Source organism: Alterirhizorhabdus solaris, from assembly GCF_007785815.1.
Classification (GTDB): Bacteria; Pseudomonadota; Alphaproteobacteria; order Sphingomonadales; family Sphingomonadaceae; genus Alterirhizorhabdus; species Alterirhizorhabdus solaris.
In genome coordinates this window covers 1-13,910 of sequence record NZ_VNIM01000103.1, presented here as the reverse complement: position 1 = coordinate 13,910, position 13,910 = coordinate 1, and the positions used below count along the sequence as shown (strand labels likewise).

The 13,910-nt window shown below is 69.4% G+C and carries 17 protein-coding genes; 3 read left to right on the top strand and 14 right to left on the bottom strand.

Translation table 11 applies throughout. The features are described from left to right. Both FOY91_RS18010 and FOY91_RS18005 read left to right on the top strand, forming a co-directional pair. The coding region (locus FOY91_RS18010) for an ABC transporter ATP-binding protein (RefSeq protein WP_420822893.1) at window positions 1–227 on the top strand (227 nt) is incomplete at its 5' end. Then, complete coding sequence (locus tag FOY91_RS18005) at window positions 224–883, top strand: heme exporter protein CcmB (protein ID WP_145154894.1); 660 nt, start codon at window positions 224–226, stop codon at window positions 881–883. The genes FOY91_RS18010 and FOY91_RS18005, both read left to right, overlap by 4 nt. 7 nt (window positions 884–890) lie before the next feature. Here the strand turns inward: FOY91_RS18005 and FOY91_RS18000 are convergent, their stop codons facing one another. The 14 genes from FOY91_RS18000 to flgB form a co-directional block, all read right to left on the bottom strand. Further along, window positions 891–1,616, bottom strand: a complete 726-nt coding sequence (locus tag FOY91_RS18000; RefSeq protein ID WP_145154891.1) for an SDR family NAD(P)-dependent oxidoreductase — start codon at window positions 1,614–1,616, stop codon at window positions 891–893. Window positions 1,617–2,039: 423 nt separating this feature from the next. Next, complete coding sequence (locus FOY91_RS17995) at window positions 2,040–3,014, bottom strand: flagellar motor protein MotB (RefSeq protein ID WP_145154890.1); 975 nt, start codon at window positions 3,012–3,014, stop codon at window positions 2,040–2,042. A 4-nt stretch (window positions 3,015–3,018) separates the two neighbouring features. Then, window positions 3,019–3,882: a flagellar motor stator protein MotA gene (gene motA / locus FOY91_RS17990; RefSeq protein WP_145154888.1), complete on the bottom strand. Its 864-nt coding sequence runs from the start codon at window positions 3,880–3,882 to the stop codon at window positions 3,019–3,021. Between the two features lie 256 nt (window positions 3,883–4,138). Continuing rightward, window positions 4,139–4,996, bottom strand: a complete 858-nt coding sequence (locus FOY91_RS17985; RefSeq protein WP_145154886.1) for a flagellin — start codon at window positions 4,994–4,996, stop codon at window positions 4,139–4,141. Between the two features lie 10 nt (window positions 4,997–5,006). After that, window positions 5,007–6,353 (bottom strand): flagellar hook-associated protein FlgK, encoded by a 1,347-nt coding sequence (gene flgK, locus FOY91_RS17980; RefSeq protein ID WP_145154884.1) that lies wholly within the window; start codon window positions 6,351–6,353, stop codon window positions 5,007–5,009. Next, complete coding sequence (locus FOY91_RS17975) at window positions 6,350–6,706, bottom strand: rod-binding protein (RefSeq protein ID WP_238995784.1); 357 nt, start codon at window positions 6,704–6,706, stop codon at window positions 6,350–6,352. Before FOY91_RS17975 ends, flgK begins: the two co-directional genes overlap by 4 nt. After that, on the bottom strand, window positions 6,703–7,803 hold the full coding sequence (locus FOY91_RS17970) for a flagellar basal body P-ring protein FlgI (RefSeq protein WP_145154882.1): 1,101 nt from the start codon (window positions 7,801–7,803) through the stop codon (window positions 6,703–6,705). Before FOY91_RS17970 ends, FOY91_RS17975 begins: the two co-directional genes overlap by 4 nt. A gap of 8 nt (window positions 7,804–7,811) precedes the next feature. Then, window positions 7,812–8,498, bottom strand: a complete 687-nt coding sequence (locus tag FOY91_RS17965; protein ID WP_238995783.1) for a flagellar basal body L-ring protein FlgH — start codon at window positions 8,496–8,498, stop codon at window positions 7,812–7,814. An 11-nt stretch (window positions 8,499–8,509) separates the two neighbouring features. Then, the gene (flgG, locus tag FOY91_RS17960; RefSeq protein ID WP_145154880.1) at window positions 8,510–9,298 is read right to left on the bottom strand and encodes a flagellar basal-body rod protein FlgG; all 789 of its coding nucleotides are present in this window, start codon (window positions 9,296–9,298) and stop codon (window positions 8,510–8,512) included. Between the two features lie 89 nt (window positions 9,299–9,387). Continuing rightward, window positions 9,388–10,134 carry a flagellar basal-body rod protein FlgF gene (gene flgF, locus FOY91_RS17955; protein WP_145154878.1) on the bottom strand — a complete coding sequence of 249 codons (747 nt, stop codon included), beginning with the start codon at window positions 10,132–10,134 and terminating at the stop codon, window positions 9,388–9,390. A 31-nt stretch (window positions 10,135–10,165) separates the two neighbouring features. Continuing rightward, window positions 10,166–11,485 (bottom strand): flagellar hook protein FlgE, encoded by a 1,320-nt coding sequence (locus FOY91_RS17950; protein ID WP_145154876.1) that lies wholly within the window; start codon window positions 11,483–11,485, stop codon window positions 10,166–10,168. 21 nt (window positions 11,486–11,506) lie between these two features. Next, window positions 11,507–12,181, bottom strand: coding sequence for a flagellar hook assembly protein FlgD (locus FOY91_RS17945; protein ID WP_145154874.1), 675 nt, complete (start codon window positions 12,179–12,181; stop codon window positions 11,507–11,509). Beyond that, a complete protein-coding gene (gene flgC / locus FOY91_RS17940; protein ID WP_238995782.1) occupies window positions 12,178–12,582 on the bottom strand; it encodes a flagellar basal body rod protein FlgC in 405 nt (134 codons plus the stop codon). Before flgC ends, FOY91_RS17945 begins: the two co-directional genes overlap by 4 nt. A 5-nt stretch (window positions 12,583–12,587) precedes the next feature. Then, window positions 12,588–12,944: a flagellar basal body rod protein FlgB gene (flgB, locus tag FOY91_RS17935; protein ID WP_145154872.1), complete on the bottom strand. Its 357-nt coding sequence runs from the start codon at window positions 12,942–12,944 to the stop codon at window positions 12,588–12,590. A gap of 222 nt (window positions 12,945–13,166) precedes the next feature. Here flgB and FOY91_RS17930 point away from each other — a divergent pair, with 222 nt between their 5' ends. After that, window positions 13,167–13,820 (top strand): motility protein A, encoded by a 654-nt coding sequence (locus FOY91_RS17930; protein WP_145154870.1) that lies wholly within the window; start codon window positions 13,167–13,169, stop codon window positions 13,818–13,820. Window positions 13,821–13,910: the final 90 nt, after the last annotated feature.

The following is a 13,910-nucleotide window of genomic DNA, read 5'->3' as shown; positions in this document are numbered from 1 at the left end:
GCCACACCCCCGCCCCGCCCGCGATCACCCGCGCCACGCTGGCGCGGGTGATCGCGGGCGGGGCGGGGGTGTGGCTGCTCGACGAGCCGGGCAACGGTCTCGACACCGCCTCGCTCGATCTGCTGGCAACCGCGATGGCGCGGCACCGGGCGGGCGGCGGCATCATCCTGGCGGCGACGCATCAGCCGCTGGGGCTTGGCGATGCCGCATCGGTGGTGCTGGCATGAGACTATTGGGCCAGATCCTGTGGCGCGACCTGCGCCATGCCTATGCCGGCGGCGGATCGGGCGGCGGCGCGCTGCTGCCGCTGATCTTCTTCCTGCTGGTGGCGACGCTGTTCCCGTTCGCGATCGGCCCCGATGCGGCGCTGCTCGCAAAGGCGGGCGGCGGTGCGCTGTGGATGGCGGCGCTGCTGGCGGCGTTGTTGCCGGTCGACCGGCTGATCGCCCCCGATGCCGGGGCGGGCGTGCTCGATCAGCTGGCGGTACGCGGCATCGCCGAGGAGGCGGTGGCGGGCGCCAAGCTGCTCGCGCACTGGCTCGGCTTCGGGCCGCCGCTGATGCTGGCGGCGATCCCGGCGGCGGGGCTGCTGAAGCTGGACGGCGCCACGCTGCTGCGGCTTGAGGCCGGGCTGGCGCTCGGCACGCCGGGCCTCGCCGCGCTCGCGCTTGGCACGAGCGCGCTGACGCTCGGGCTGCGCGGGGCGGGCGCGCTGGCCGGTCTGGTGATGCTGCCGCTGGCGGTGCCGATCCTGATCTTCGGCGCGGGCGCGCTCGGCGATCAGGGGGCGGGGGCGCTAAAGCTGCTGGCCGCCGCCTCGCTGCTGCTGGTGGCGGGTGCGCCTTTCGCGGCCGGGGCGGCGCTGCGCGCGGCGCGGGAGTAAGGGGACGTCAGGGCACGATCTCCTGCCCGTCCCACGCGAAGATCCGGCCGCTCTGCTGCACCGTCAGCCCGTCGATCACGTCGAGCAACTGACGGGCGGCGCGGGCGGCGTCGAACAAGCGTTCGGCCGGCACGCGCGCCTGAAACGGGCGGCTGAGCGCGGTATCGACGGTGCCGGGGTGCAGCGCCACGCATATCGCCTGCGGCCTGCTCCACCCCAGTTCGATCGCGGCGCATCTCACGATCATGTTGAGCGCCGCCTTGGAGGCGCGATAGCTGTGCCAGCCGCCGGTGCGATTGTCCGAGATGCTGCCCACGCGGGCCGACAGCGCGGCGATGGCGGACCGCTCCCCGCGATGGAGCAGCGGGGTGAAATGCTTGAGCGCCAGCGCCGGCCCGATCGTGTTCACCGCGAACTGCCGCGCCATCGTCGCCGCCTCCAGCTCGCGCAGCGCGCGTTCGGGCGCGGCGCCCTCGGTGTGCAGCGTGCCGGTGGCGATGATGACCAGATCGAGCGGTTCGGTGATCCGCCCGGCGGCGGCGGCGATGCTCGCCTCGTCGGTCACATCGATCATGCCGGCAGCGATCCGGCCGGATGACGGCGCGGGATTGCGTGAGAGTGCGTGAACGCGGACGAAGCGATCATCCGCCGCCAGCGCCGCGACCAGCGCCCCGCCGATCCCGCCGCCCGCCCCGATCACCGCCGCATGGGCGCCCTGATTGTCCGTGTCCATGGCACCCGAACGAGTGGCGGGCTGCCGGGTGCCGCCGGCTCGTAATCGTGCCTTCGGGGGCCGGGATCGATACCGACCCGCTTATCTTGAGCAGCCGTTGAGGTTGCCGAAATGGCGTCTCGAAGGAGGGTGGCGGATGCGTTCTTCAAGACGGGCCTTCGCCAAGCTCAGTCCTTCCTCAGGATGAGCGGACAGTCGGTTTTCCAGGCTCAGAGACTGACCGAGAGTTCGATTCCTAGCTCCATGCCCCGAGCGAAGTCGAGGGGCGGGCCACGCGCGTGACGCTCCGTGTCTCGACTTCGCTCGACACAAGGGCGCTCGGCGGGATCAACCCGGATGCCGGCGAAGGTCATGGCGGAGGCCAAGAGCTCGCGGCCTCTCAGGACGAGCGGGTCGAGGAAACAGCCGCCGCCGTCCGCCCCCTCAATGCGCCGGCGTCGCCTGCCGTGCGAAGGGCGCGACGTCGGCGGGGGCGGCGGCGCCCGCACCCTTGTCGGCGCCCTCGCCCTCGCCACCGTCCGGCCCGCTCCACTTGAGCGTGATCGACATGCGGCGGTTGCGCGGGTCGTAGATGTCGCCGGGGATGAACGGCTCGCGGTCGGCGACGCCCTCGATCCGGGCGAAGCGGGTGGCCGGCACGCCCGCCGCCGCCAGCGCGGCGCGCGTCGCCTCCGCGCGGTTGCTCGACAGCGACCAGTTGTTGGTCGACCGGCCGGCGGCATAAGGCAGCGCATCGGTGTGGCCGCGCACGATCACGTCGTTGGGCACGGCGGCGATCACCTTGGCCACCTCGCCCATCAGCCGCCGCGCATCGGGCAGCAGGCCGGTGCCGCCCACCCCGAACATCGCGAAATCGGACTGGTCGACCAGATCGATCCGCAGCCCTTCCCGCGTATCGGTGAAGCGCACGTTCTTGAGCAGTTTCGCCAGCCCCTTGTCCTTCTTCATCGCCTGGACCAGCTTCTTCTTGATCGCGGTGAAGCGGGCGCGGTCGTTCTGCCTCATGCTTTCCCTTCCCTTCTCCCCGCCGGTGGCGTCCTTGGGAATGGTGATGCTCTTGGTGCCGGTCTGCGCCGCCTTGTGCGGATAGTTTTCCTTGGCCATCAGCGAGTCACCGCCGAACGGGCCGTTCGATCCGGCGCTCTTCTGCCGCATCTCCACCAGCGTCGGGGTGAAATAGTCGGCGATGCCCTTGCGCTGCTTTTCGTCGGTGGCGCCCAGGATCCACATCAGCAGGAAGAAGGCCATCATCGCCGTCACGAAATCGGCATAGGCCACCTTCCAGGCGCCGCCGTGGTGGCCGCCATGCCCTTCCGCAATGATCTTCTTGACGATGATCGGGCGGATCTCGGGCTCGTTCTTGCCCCTTTTGGCCGGGGTGGCCGCCTTGCTTGCCATCGGATCAGCGGCTGCGCATGCCGTCGAACACGTCGGCGAAGGCCGGCTGGTTCGAGTGGGTGATGCCGGAGCGGGCGGCCTCGATCACCAGCGGCAGCGGGTGGCCGTTCAGGCTGGCGATGATGATCTGCTTGACGACGTGATAGATCGCCGCGTCGCTCTCGATCACCTGCTTGCAGCGGCCGGCGAACGGCCCGAAGATGCCGTAGGCGAGCAGGATGCCGAGGAAGGTGCCGACCAGCGCCGAGCCGATCATGCCGCCCAGGATGGCCGGCGGCTTGTCGATCGAGCCCATCGTCTTCACCACGCCCAGCACGGCCGCGACGATGCCGAGGGCGGGCAGCGAATCCGCCATGTTCTGCAGCATGTCGGCGGGGCGGATGGCATCGTGGTGGTGGGTCTTGATCGCGTTGTCCATCACGTCCTCCACCGCCATCGGGTCGAGCGTGCCGGACGAGACGACGACCAGCCGCAGCGTATCGGTGATGAGGTGGACGAGCGTGCTGTCCTTCAGCAGGCGCGGATATTCGGCGAAGATGCTGGACGACTTGGGGTCCTCGACATGCGCCTCCAGTGCCACCGGGCCATCGGTCCGCAGCATCTTCATCAGCGAGCTGACGAGGAAGATGACGTCGAGGAAATCCTGCTTCTTGTACGCCGGCCCCTTGAACACCTTGGCGAAGCCGCCGCCGAACTGCTTGATCTCCTTCATCGAGTTGCCGGCGATCACCGCGCCGATGGCGGCCCCACCGATGATGAGCATCTCGTGCGGCACGGCGTGCAGCACCGGCTCCAGATCGCCGCCGGTGATGGCGAAGCCGCCGAACACCATGGCAAGCAGCACGACGAGACCGATCGCAGCAAACATCGAACACCCCTTTTGGTCAGTGGGCGGCACCGTCACTTGGTCCGTGGTGTCCGCCCGTTAAGGGTAACGGCGGGGGGGCTAAGGATTTATGCCTGCCGGGGAATTAAGCCGGCGGCGGGCACCCTGCGCGCCCGTGCCGCCGCCGGTTTTTCGGGCGCGGACGGGTATTCCCCGACGCGAGCGACGGTGCCGATGGCGCAGCGTGTCCGCAACGCCGGCATAATGGGGCGGCGGCGGGGCGGTTACGGGGCTGGGGTCAGCCCAGCAGGTCGAACAGCGTCTGCTTGCTGATCCGGGCGAAGGCGGCCTGTGCCGCCTCCAGCGTCACCAGCTTCGACTGGAGGCGGGCGACGGTCGCGGGGATGTCGGTCCCCTCCAGCGAATCGCGTTCCTCCTGCAGCGTCACCTTGCTGTCGGCCAGCCGCGTGCTTGCGGCATCGAACTGCGCGGCGCGCAGGCCCTGCCCGGCATGGACGTCGGCGACATGGCTGGTGGCCGAGGCGATGTCCGTCACCGAGGCGTTGACCGCGGCGGTGCGGGCGGCACCATCCGGCATCTCGATCGCGGCGGCGGCGGCGTTCAGGATGGTGGCGAGGTCGGTCGGGCCGTTGGCGGTGGGCACGTTGCCGAACGCCTCCGCCTTCGTGGTGGTGGCCGACAGCGAGATGCCGCGCCCGATCGGGATGGCGATCGGCATATCCTCGGGGAAGATGGCGATTCCGCGCGAGTCCGTCTGCTTCGAATAGCTCTCGAAATCGGCGACGATGCCGCGCAGTTCGGTGGCGTAGGAGGCACGATCGGCCGCGCTGGCGGTGGCCGAGCTGCCCGCGATCATCAGCTCGCGCGCGCGATCGAGGCCGGTGGACACCAGCTTGAGCGAGGAGTCGGCGGTGTTCGCCACGGCGGCGGCGGTATCGGCGTTGGCCGCCCAGGCCGCCTCGTTCGCCTGCTTGCGGCGGATGTCGCCGACGCGCGCCGAGGCGCTCGGGTCGTCGGAGGCGGTCTGCAGCCGTTTCTCGCTGGAGATGTCGGTCTGCGCGCGCGAGATATCGCTGGCCAACCGGCTCTGGCGGTTGATCTCGGCGGTGACGCGGAAGCGGGTGGCTCCGATCATGGCGGACTCCTCAGAACAGGTTCAGCACGGACTGGAGCGTCTCGCGGGCGATCTGGATCAGCTTGGCCGAGCCGGAATAGGCCTGCTGGTAGCGCAGTAGCTCGGCCGCCTCACGGTCGAGGTCGACGCCGCCCACCTCGTCGCGCGCGGCGAAGGCGTTGTCCCGCCGGGTCGTGGCGGCGGCGGATTCGGCCTTGGCCGCAGATACCGACAGCGCATGCTGCGTCACGATCGCGGCGAGGCGGTTCTCCGCCCCGTTCTCGCGCTGCGACTGCAGCTGGGCGAGGTTGCCGTTGCTGGTGCCGTCGGTGGAGGCGGCGGCGATCGCGGCGGGATCCTCCGTCGTCAGCCGCAGCCCGGCGGCCCCGCCGGTCGCGGTCAACAATGCCGCGCCGGGCGTACCGGCGGGAGTGCGCCCGGCGGCCTGCCAGTCGTTCACCTGCTTGGCGAAATCGCTCGCGATCGAATCGAGATCGGCACGGCGGCCGGCGATGGTGGCGGCCACGTCGACCAGCCCGGCCAGCGCGCCGCCGGAAGGCGATGCGATCTTCAGCTCGCCGCGGGTCGTCGATTCCAGCGAGAGCCGCCCGTCGGTGGCGGTGCGCAGCTCGAAACTGGCGGCGACGTTGCCGTCCACCAGCGTCAGGTCGCTCGACCCGGCCAGCTTCACCGTGGCGGCGCCGTGCGCGTCGAGCGACACGTCGATGCCGACCTGCTTGGAAATGTCGTCGAGCAACTGGTCCCGTGTGTCGGACAGGCTGGTGGCGGCGGCGGAACCGGGGGCGGCGCGCTTCAGCGCGTTGTTGATCTGCGCCAGCGAATCCATGTTGCCGTTCAGCGCCTCGACCATCGCCGAGGCTTCCGCCTTCACGCCCTGGCCCGCGCGGGCCAACGCATCGGCGCTGGTGCGGATCGTCGTCGCCGCCTCGCCGAGCGTGCTCAGGAAGCCCTGGCGCGGTGCGGTGCCATTGGGATTGGCCGAAAGCGTCTGGCCGCTGGTGTAGAAAGCGGTGAGGGCCACGCCCGCGCCGGTGTCGCCGTCGTCGATCGCCGTCTCCACGTTGGAGAGCCAGCGCAGGCGGGTATCGGCGCGGCCGGCGTCGGCCTGGCTGACGCGCGATTCGCTGGCGCGGAAATCATCCCATGCGCGCACCACCTGCCCTTGCGTGACGCCGCCGGAGGTCACCCGGTTGGTGGAGAGCGGATCGCTGCCGAACGAGCCGGTGGATTGCTTCAGCGTGACGCTGCGGCGCGAATAGCCGTCGGTTTCGGCGTTGGCGACATTGTCGCCGATCACCGAGAGGGCCGATCGATAGGCCGATACGCCCGAGGCGCCGATGCTGAGAAGGTCGCTCATTCGCTCGAGTCTACGGCAGGACCGGTTACCGCTTTAGCCGGCGGTGCGATTTTGGCCTGCGCGGCATGGCCGGCATCATATTGCCGCATCAGCATCTGCGCGATGCCGAGGCCGCCGGCATCGGCCATGCTGTCCGCCGTGCGGGAATCGGCCATGTCGCGGAATTGCCCGGTGGCGCTGGAATCGAACACGCCCTCGGCCAGATCGGCCTGCCGCATCGATCCGATCATCTGCCGCGCGAACACCGCCTCGAACTGCTTGGCCACCGTCTGCATCTTCGCGCGCTCGGCCGTCTGCGCCGGCTTGGCAGCGGCGCCCGCGATCGGGCGCGGCCCGGAAGCCGGCCCGGTCACAGGATCACCAGATCGGCCTTCATCGCGCCGGCCTGCTTGAGGGCTTCGAGGATGGCGACGAGATCGGCCGGCGAGGCGCCGATCGCGTTCACCGCCTTCACGATGTCGGCCAGGCTGGCGCCGGGGTGGAAGTTGAACATCGGCCGGCGCTCCTCCTCCACGGCGATGTTGCTGTTCGGCTCCACCGCCGTGCGCCCGCGCGAGAAGGGGGCGGGCTGGACGATGGTGGGCTTCTCGTCCACCTTCACGGTCAGCTTGCCGTGGCTGACGGCGGCGGGCGCGATCCGCACCGCGCCGTTGATGACGACAGTGCCGGTGCGCGCGTTCACGATCACGCGGGCGGGCGCATCGGCCGGATCGACCGGCAGATTCTCGATCTGGCCCATCAGCAGCGTGCGCGCCTCGGCGCCCTGCGGCGCGGTGATCGCCACCGACACGGCATCCACCACGTGCGCGCGGCCGCCGCCCACCGCCAGGTTGATCGCGTTGGCGACACGGCTGATGGTGGTGAGGTCGGCCTCGGCCAGATTGAACAGCAGCGTGGGGGTGGAGGCGAAGCCGGCCTCCACCGCACGCTCCACCGTGGCGCCGCCGGGGATGCGGCCGGAGGTGGGGATGTTGACGGTCAGCTTCGATCCGTCCGCCGCATCGATGCCGAGGCCTCCGACCGCCAGGTTGCCCTGCGCCATCGCGTAGATCTGCCCGTCCGCGCCGTTCAGCGGCATCATCAGCAGCGTGCCGCCGCGCAGGGATTTTGCCTTGCCGAGCGCGGAGACGGTGATGTCCAGCTTCTGCCCCGGCTTGGCGAAGGCGGGCAGGTCGGCCGTCACCATCACGGCGGCGGCGTTCTTCAGCGCGGGGTTGACCCCGGCCGGCAGGTTCAGCCCGAATCGCGAGATGACGCCCTTCATGCCCAGCGTGGCGTAATCGAGGCTGTCGTCGCCCGTGCCCGAAAGGCCGATGACGAGGCCGTAGCCGGTGAGCTGGTTCGACCGGACCCCCTGAAAGGTGCCGAGATCCTTGATCCGCTCGGCATGCGCCGGCAGCGCGCTGAACAGACCGAGGAGCGCGGACGCGATGAGGGTAAGGCGACGCATCGCGGCTCCTAGAACGGGCTGAGGATGGAGAAGAAGTGGCTCAGCCAGCCGGGCTTGCTGGCGCGCGCTATATCGCCCTTGCCGGCATAGGCGATGCGCGCATCGGCGACCCGGGTGGACAGCACGCGGTTGTCCGGGCTGATGTCGGCGGCGCGGACGAGGCCGGAAAGCTGGATGTTCTCGTCGCCCCGGTTCAGCGTCAGCAGCTTCTGCCCGCGCACCAGCATCGTGCCGTTGGGGTACACCGCCTGCACCGTCACGCTGATCTCGCCCGACAGGTTGTTCGACTGGCCGGCCACGCCCTTGCCGTCGAACTTGCCGCCGCCGCTGACACCGATATCGCTGGGATCGAACAGCGAGAGCGGGCCGGTGCTGGGCGGGGTGAGGCCGAAGCTGCCGTTTCGCGCGGTCGATGCGGTCGAGGTCTTGCTCGCCTGCGTGCGCTCCACCAGCAGGATCGTCAGCACGTCGCCCACCGAGGCGGCGCGCTGGCCGCTGGTGAGCGGGGCATAGCCGTTGGCGGCGTGGAAGATCGCGCCGTCGGCGATCACCGGCTGCGGCGGCTCCGCATAGGCCGGCGTGAAATCGGGCTTCGGCTCGCGCTTGCGGGCCTGCGCCGAGGTGGCGTTGAGCGACAGCACGACGACGCCGGCCATGGCGATGGCGACCGCGACGCGCAGGGTATCGTTCCGCATCACCGCCTGCCTCACATCTGCTGGTTGACGTATTGCAGCATCTCGTCGGTCGCCTTGATCATCTTGGAATTGACCTCGTAGGCGCGCTGCGTCTCGATCATGTCGACGAGTTCCTCGACGACGTTGACGTTCGATCCCTCCAGCGATCCCTGCCGCAGCGAACCGCGGCCATCGAGGCCGGCGGTGCCCACCTGCGCCGCGCCGCTGGCGCCGGTTTCCTTCAGGATGTTGTCGCCCAGCGCCTCCAGCCCGGCGGGGTTGGCGAAGCGCGCCGTCTCGATCTTGCCCAGCTCGGTCGCCTCGCTGGCGCCGGTGAGCGTGGCGGAAACCGTGCCGTCGCTGCCGATGGTGATCTTGGTGGCGCCTTCCGGCACCTGGATCTGCGGGATCAGCGGCTTGCCGTCGCTCGTCACCACCGTGCCGTCCGCCGTCAGCGAAAAGTTGCCGGCGCGGGTGTAGCCGGTCGAACCATCCGGCATCTGCACCTGGAAGAAGCCGTTGCCCTCGATCGCGATGTCCAGCGCGTTCTCGGTCGTCTGCAACGTGCCCTGCGTGTCGATCCGCTCGGTCGAGGCGATCTTCACGCCGGAGCCGAGCGACAGGCCGGTGGCGAACTTGTTGTCCCCGTTGGAAGGCGCGCCCGGCGCGGTCATCGACTGATAGGCGAGCGTCTCGAAACTGGCGCGGTCGCGCTTGAAGCCGGTGGTGTTCACGTTCGCGAGGTTGTTCGCGATCACGCGCATCCGCTCGTTCTGGGCATCGAGGCCGGTGCGGGCGACGTGGAGGGCGGCGTTGGTCATGACGGATCAGCTTTCGGCTATGGTTGCGGTCATCACAGCAAGGCGCGTGCCAGTTTGACCCCCGCGTTTGGGCTGGAGGCAGGGCGTCATCAATCCGGCAGCCGCATCAGGTCGGCCGAGGCGGTGTCCAGTTCCTTGGCGGTGGTGAGCAGCCGCACCTGCGTGTCCCACGAGCGGCTGGCGTCGATCATGTCGACCAGCGCGGTACTGGTGTTGACGTTCGATCCCTCGATGCTGCCCGCCGTCACCTTGGCGTCGGGATCGGCCGGCAGCGCGCCGCCGCCCTTCACCCGGAACAGCCCGTCGAGCGATTTGGCGATCTGCGTGCCGGTCGGGCTGGCCAGCTTCAGCCGGTCCACCAGCTGCGGCTCGGCGGCGGCATCCGCCCCCTGCGGCACGATGAAGATCGATCCATCGGCGGCGATGTTCAGCTTGTCGTAGGGCGGCAGCGTGATCGGTCCGCCCTCGCCCAGCACCGGGTGCCCGTCGCCGGTGGTGAGCAGGCCGCTGTCCGAGACGGCGAGGTCGCCGCGCCGGGTATAGGCCTCCTCGCCGTCGTCGCCCTGCACGCCGAGCAGTGCGTCGCCGTCGATCGCCACGTCCAGATCGCGCCCGGTGGCGGTGACGGCACCGGCGCTCATGTCGGCGGAGGTGACCTCCTCCGAGGAGGGCGCGCGGGAGCCGAAGCCCTCGCCGGTGATCCACAGCGGCCGCACGCTCGCCAGTTCGGCGCGGAAGCCGGCGGTGTTGGCGTTGGCGAGGTTGTTCGCCGTCGTCGTCTGCCGCGCCATCGCGCCGCGCATGGCGGACAATGCCGTGTGGATCAGCCGGTCCATGATTCAGGCTCCCGTGTTCGGTCGGTCAGGATCAGTTGGTCTGGATGATCGTCTGGGTCAGCGTGTTGGCCGTCTCGATCGCCTTGGCGTTCGCCTGGAAGTTGCGCTGCGCGGCGATCAGCGCGACGAGTTCGTCGGTGATGTCCACGTTCGACAGTTCCAGCGCGCCGGACTGGATCTGGCCGTTGCCGTTGGACGAGGCCTCGCCCACCACCGGCGGGCCGGAATCGCCGCTCGCGCCCCAGGTCGCATCGCCCATCTGGCGCAGGCCCGAGGGATTGGAGAAATTGGCGATCATCACCTTGCCCAGCTTCTGCGTGGTGCCGTTGGAATAGCTGGCGCTCACCAGCCCGTCATTCCCCACCGACACGTTGCTCAGCGTTCCGGCCTCGACGCCGTCCTGCGTGAGCGAGGCGACCTTGAAGGTGCCGGCCGCCTGCGTGGAGGCGGTGCCGTAGTTCAGCGTGAGCGAAATCGGCGCGGCGGCACCGGACGGCAGCGCGGCGCCGAAGCTCACGTCGCCGACCGGCGACTTGATGACGCCCTTGTCGTCGAAGGTGAGCGAGAGCGGCACGGCCGGCGACGTGCCGGTGCCGTCGGCGTTCTTGGTGGAGCTGGCCTCGGCGTTGCCTACGAACATGCGCGCTTCCCACGTGCTGTCGGTGCTGCTGGCGGTGGGGGCGGCGGTGCGGGTGTAGTAGATCGTCGCGGGCTGGCCGTTGCCGTCCGCATCGTACACCGTGGTCTGCGCGGAATAGTTGTAGCTATTCGGATCGTAGCGATCGAACGCATAGGTGGCGGGCGCCTGATAGACGGCGCGGTTGGCCGGCAGGTCGGCGGCGGCGGGCAGGTTCAGCTTGATGTCCAGCCGGCTCGTCGGCTTGGCGTCGCCCGAGGTGAGCGGCACCTGCAGGCTTTTCGCGGCGGCAAGGCCGGTGGCGGTGACGCCGCCCGAGGTATCGACCGGCATCACCTGCAGATAGTTGCCGCGCGAGTCCGTGACGTAGCGGTCGTTGTCGACGCCGAACGCGCCGTTGCGGGTGAACGCCACGCCGCCGCCGGTCTGGTCGCTGCTCGTCACGAAGAAGCCCTGGCCGCTGATCGCCAGATCGAGCGCCCGCTCCGAAGCGGCCATGCCGCTGCCCTGCGTGAACTGCTGGGTGATCGACTTCAGCCGCGCGCCTTGCCCTGCGACGCTGGCCGCCTGCAGCGACGAGTTGGACACGAGATCGCCGAAGTCGGCCCGGCTCTTCTTGAAGCCGTTCGAGCTGACGTTGGCGACGTTGTTCGAGATGACCGAGAGATCGGTCTGCGCGGCCTTCAGGCCGGAAAGCGAGGTGTAGAAGGACATGGAAGCGAACTCCTGAAGGGATCAGCCGAGGCGCTGGGCGTCGGTGGGGGAGATGAGGCCGAGGGAGGTGACGAGCTTGGTGGTGGTGCCGCCGGCGGGAGACTGCACGGCGGAAATGCCGGCCCATGTGGCGGTGGTGCTGGTGACGCGCCCGTCCGCGGCGGCGGCGGTGACGACCACCTTGAGCGGGCCGCTGGCGCTGGTGCCGTCCGCCGCCCTGCCGTCCCCCGCGAAGGAGACGGGGCCGGCGGGCTGCTTGCCCAGCGCGAACTCCTTCACGACCGCGCCATCCTCGGAAACGAGGCTGATGCCGACGTTGGTGGCATCCTTGGCCAGCGTCACCTCGCCGGCATAGGTGCCGTCGGACAGCGGCGTGGCGGTGGTGGAATCGACGAGCGCCGACCGGCCGATCCACGAGGCGGCATCGCCCACGCGCGATCCGGCGATGTCGCTGGCGATCGTCTTCAGGCTGGTGTTCATCTCCGAAATGCCGGCGACGGACGAGAATTGCGCCATCTGCGCGACCATCTGGGTGTTGTCGACCGGATCGAACGGATCCTGCGTCTTCAACTGGGTGGTCATCAGCTTCAGGAACGAGCTCTGGTCCAGCGTGCCGCTTTTCGCGGCGGTCGCGGTCTTCGCGGCGGTGGTGGTGGCGAGCGCCAGCGTGGCGGTGTTGTTGGTGACGGTGGTCATTTGCCGAGCCTCAGCGTGTCCAGAGTGAGCGATTTCGCGGTCTGCAGAACCTGGACGTTGTTCTGATACTGGCGGGCGGTCTCGACCATCTCGACCATCTCGGCGGCGCTATCGACGCTGGCCTCCCACACGTTGCCGTCCTTGTCGGCGAGCGGATGGGCCGGGTCGTGCCGCTTGGTGGGCGCGACCTGGCTGGTATCGATGCGGCTCACCTTCACGGTGGCGACGCCGGGGGCATCGGTGACGGGCATGAACACCGGCTTCATCGAGCGGAAGGCGCCCGCCTCGCTGCCGGAAACGGCGCCGGCGTTGGCGAGGTTGGAGGCGGTGGTGTTCAGCCGCACGAGCTGCGCCGACATGGCGCGCCCGGCGATATCGAAGACGGACATCGGACCTGCCATGATGCTTATTCTCCCTTCAGCGCCTGCATGACGGTGTTGATCCGCCCTTCGAGAAAGGAGAGCGTGGTGCGATACTGCACGGCGTTCTCGGCGAAGATCGTCTGCTCGGTGGAAAGCTCCACGGTGTTGCCGTCGAGCGAGGGCTCCAGCGGTACGCGGTAGCCCAGCGCATCGCCGGCGGCCTTGTCCACGCTGGCGCCATCGGACGCGGCGGCGAGCGCCTTGCCGAAATCGATGTCGCGCGCCTTGTAGCCGGGGGTCGCCGCGTTCGCGATGTTGGAGGCGAGCAGGGCCAGCCGCTGGCTGCGCAGCGCCAGGGCATTGCCATGCATGCCGAAGAGCTGATCGCCCACGCCTGCCATCCTAACTTTCCCCTTAAGGTTGCGCCGGTGCTGCCGTTCCTTGGCTTGGCAGCGCCCGTCGTCATGTCAGCAGCGGTTCCGCAAAGGCCGTGCCAGTTGCTGATCGTCGCGGATTTACAGGGATGCCGTCGGTGTTGCCGGGACCAGCCGGCAAGGTTTTGCCGGGTGCGGCAAGCGCCTGCCGGTTGCCGGCGGGCGCATCGCGCCGAACAAGGGGGAAGCATGGACGGCATCGGCCAGATCGCGCACTTCATCGATCCGCTGTCGCTGGCGATCGTGGTTGGCGGCGCCTTTGCCGTCGCAGTCGTGCGTTCGACCCGGGATGACGTGGCGCGCGCGTTCGCCGCCCTCGGCCCGCTGTTCCGCGCCGACCCGCAGGCCGATGCCACCGCCGCCGTGCGCGCGGTGAACGCGATCGAGGCGTTGGCGCACGTGCGCGGCATCGCCTGCGTCGATCGCGTCGATACCGCCGGGCGCTTCCTGAAACGCGCCGCCTTCCACCTCTCCGATGCGACCAGCGCCGACGGTTTCGCCGACTGGGCACGCGACGAGATGGACGGCCGCCGATCCCGCCATGATGCCGCCGCCGGTTTCTGGCGCGCGGCGGCCGATGCCGGCCCGGCGATGGGCATGATCGGCACGATCATCGGGCTGATCGGCATGTTCTCGCAGATGGACGACGCCGCGCGCATCGGCCCGTCGATGGCGCTGGCGATGCTGACGACGCTGTACGGCGTCGTCATCTCGGGCGCGATCGCCGGGCCGATCGCGGCACGGCTGGAGCGACTGTCCGAGGCGGAGCGCGAATGGCAGGGCCGCTCGCTGGAACGGCTGGAGCGGCTGGCGCGCACCGAACTGGGCGCCGTCTCTTTTTAACCACTGACGCTGCCGACGACTCCCTTCCTGTTGGTTTCTGTGGGTGCCCCTACTCTTAAAAAAAAAATAAATAATAGTAAATTGGTGTAA

Excerpts from the sequence above, each read along its gene's own strand:
- FOY91_RS17945 (WP_145154874.1), bottom strand. The coding sequence starts at position 12,181 with ATGACCACCGTCACCAACAACACCGCCACGCTGGCGCTCGCCACCACC.
- FOY91_RS18000 (WP_145154891.1), bottom strand. The coding sequence starts at position 1,616 with ATGGACACGGACAATCAGGGCGCCCATGCGGCGGTGATCGGGGCGGGC.
- flgC (WP_238995782.1), bottom strand. The coding sequence starts at position 12,582 with ATGGCAGGTCCGATGTCCGTCTTCGATATCGCCGGGCGCGCCATGTCG.
- flgK (WP_145154884.1), bottom strand. The coding sequence starts at position 6,353 with ATGAGCGACCTTCTCAGCATCGGCGCCTCGGGCGTATCGGCCTATCGA.
- FOY91_RS17965 (WP_238995783.1), bottom strand. The coding sequence starts at position 8,498 with ATGCGGAACGATACCCTGCGCGTCGCGGTCGCCATCGCCATGGCCGGC.
- FOY91_RS17985 (WP_145154886.1), bottom strand. The coding sequence starts at position 4,996 with ATGATCGGAGCCACCCGCTTCCGCGTCACCGCCGAGATCAACCGCCAG.
- FOY91_RS17995 (WP_145154890.1), bottom strand. The coding sequence starts at position 3,014 with ATGGCAAGCAAGGCGGCCACCCCGGCCAAAAGGGGCAAGAACGAGCCC.
- FOY91_RS17950 (WP_145154876.1), bottom strand. The coding sequence starts at position 11,485 with ATGTCCTTCTACACCTCGCTTTCCGGCCTGAAGGCCGCGCAGACCGAT.
- flgF (WP_145154878.1), bottom strand. The coding sequence starts at position 10,134 with ATGGACCGGCTGATCCACACGGCATTGTCCGCCATGCGCGGCGCGATG.
- motA (WP_145154888.1), bottom strand. The coding sequence starts at position 3,882 with ATGTTTGCTGCGATCGGTCTCGTCGTGCTGCTTGCCATGGTGTTCGGC.
- FOY91_RS17970 (WP_145154882.1), bottom strand. The coding sequence starts at position 7,803 with ATGCGTCGCCTTACCCTCATCGCGTCCGCGCTCCTCGGTCTGTTCAGC.
- flgB (WP_145154872.1), bottom strand. The coding sequence starts at position 12,944 with ATGGCAGGCGTGGGCGATCAGCTCTTCGGCATGCATGGCAATGCCCTG.
- FOY91_RS17930 (WP_145154870.1), top strand. The coding sequence starts at position 13,167 with ATGGACGGCATCGGCCAGATCGCGCACTTCATCGATCCGCTGTCGCTG.
- FOY91_RS18005 (WP_145154894.1), top strand. The coding sequence starts at position 224 with ATGAGACTATTGGGCCAGATCCTGTGGCGCGACCTGCGCCATGCCTAT.
- flgG (WP_145154880.1), bottom strand. The coding sequence starts at position 9,298 with ATGACCAACGCCGCCCTCCACGTCGCCCGCACCGGCCTCGATGCCCAG.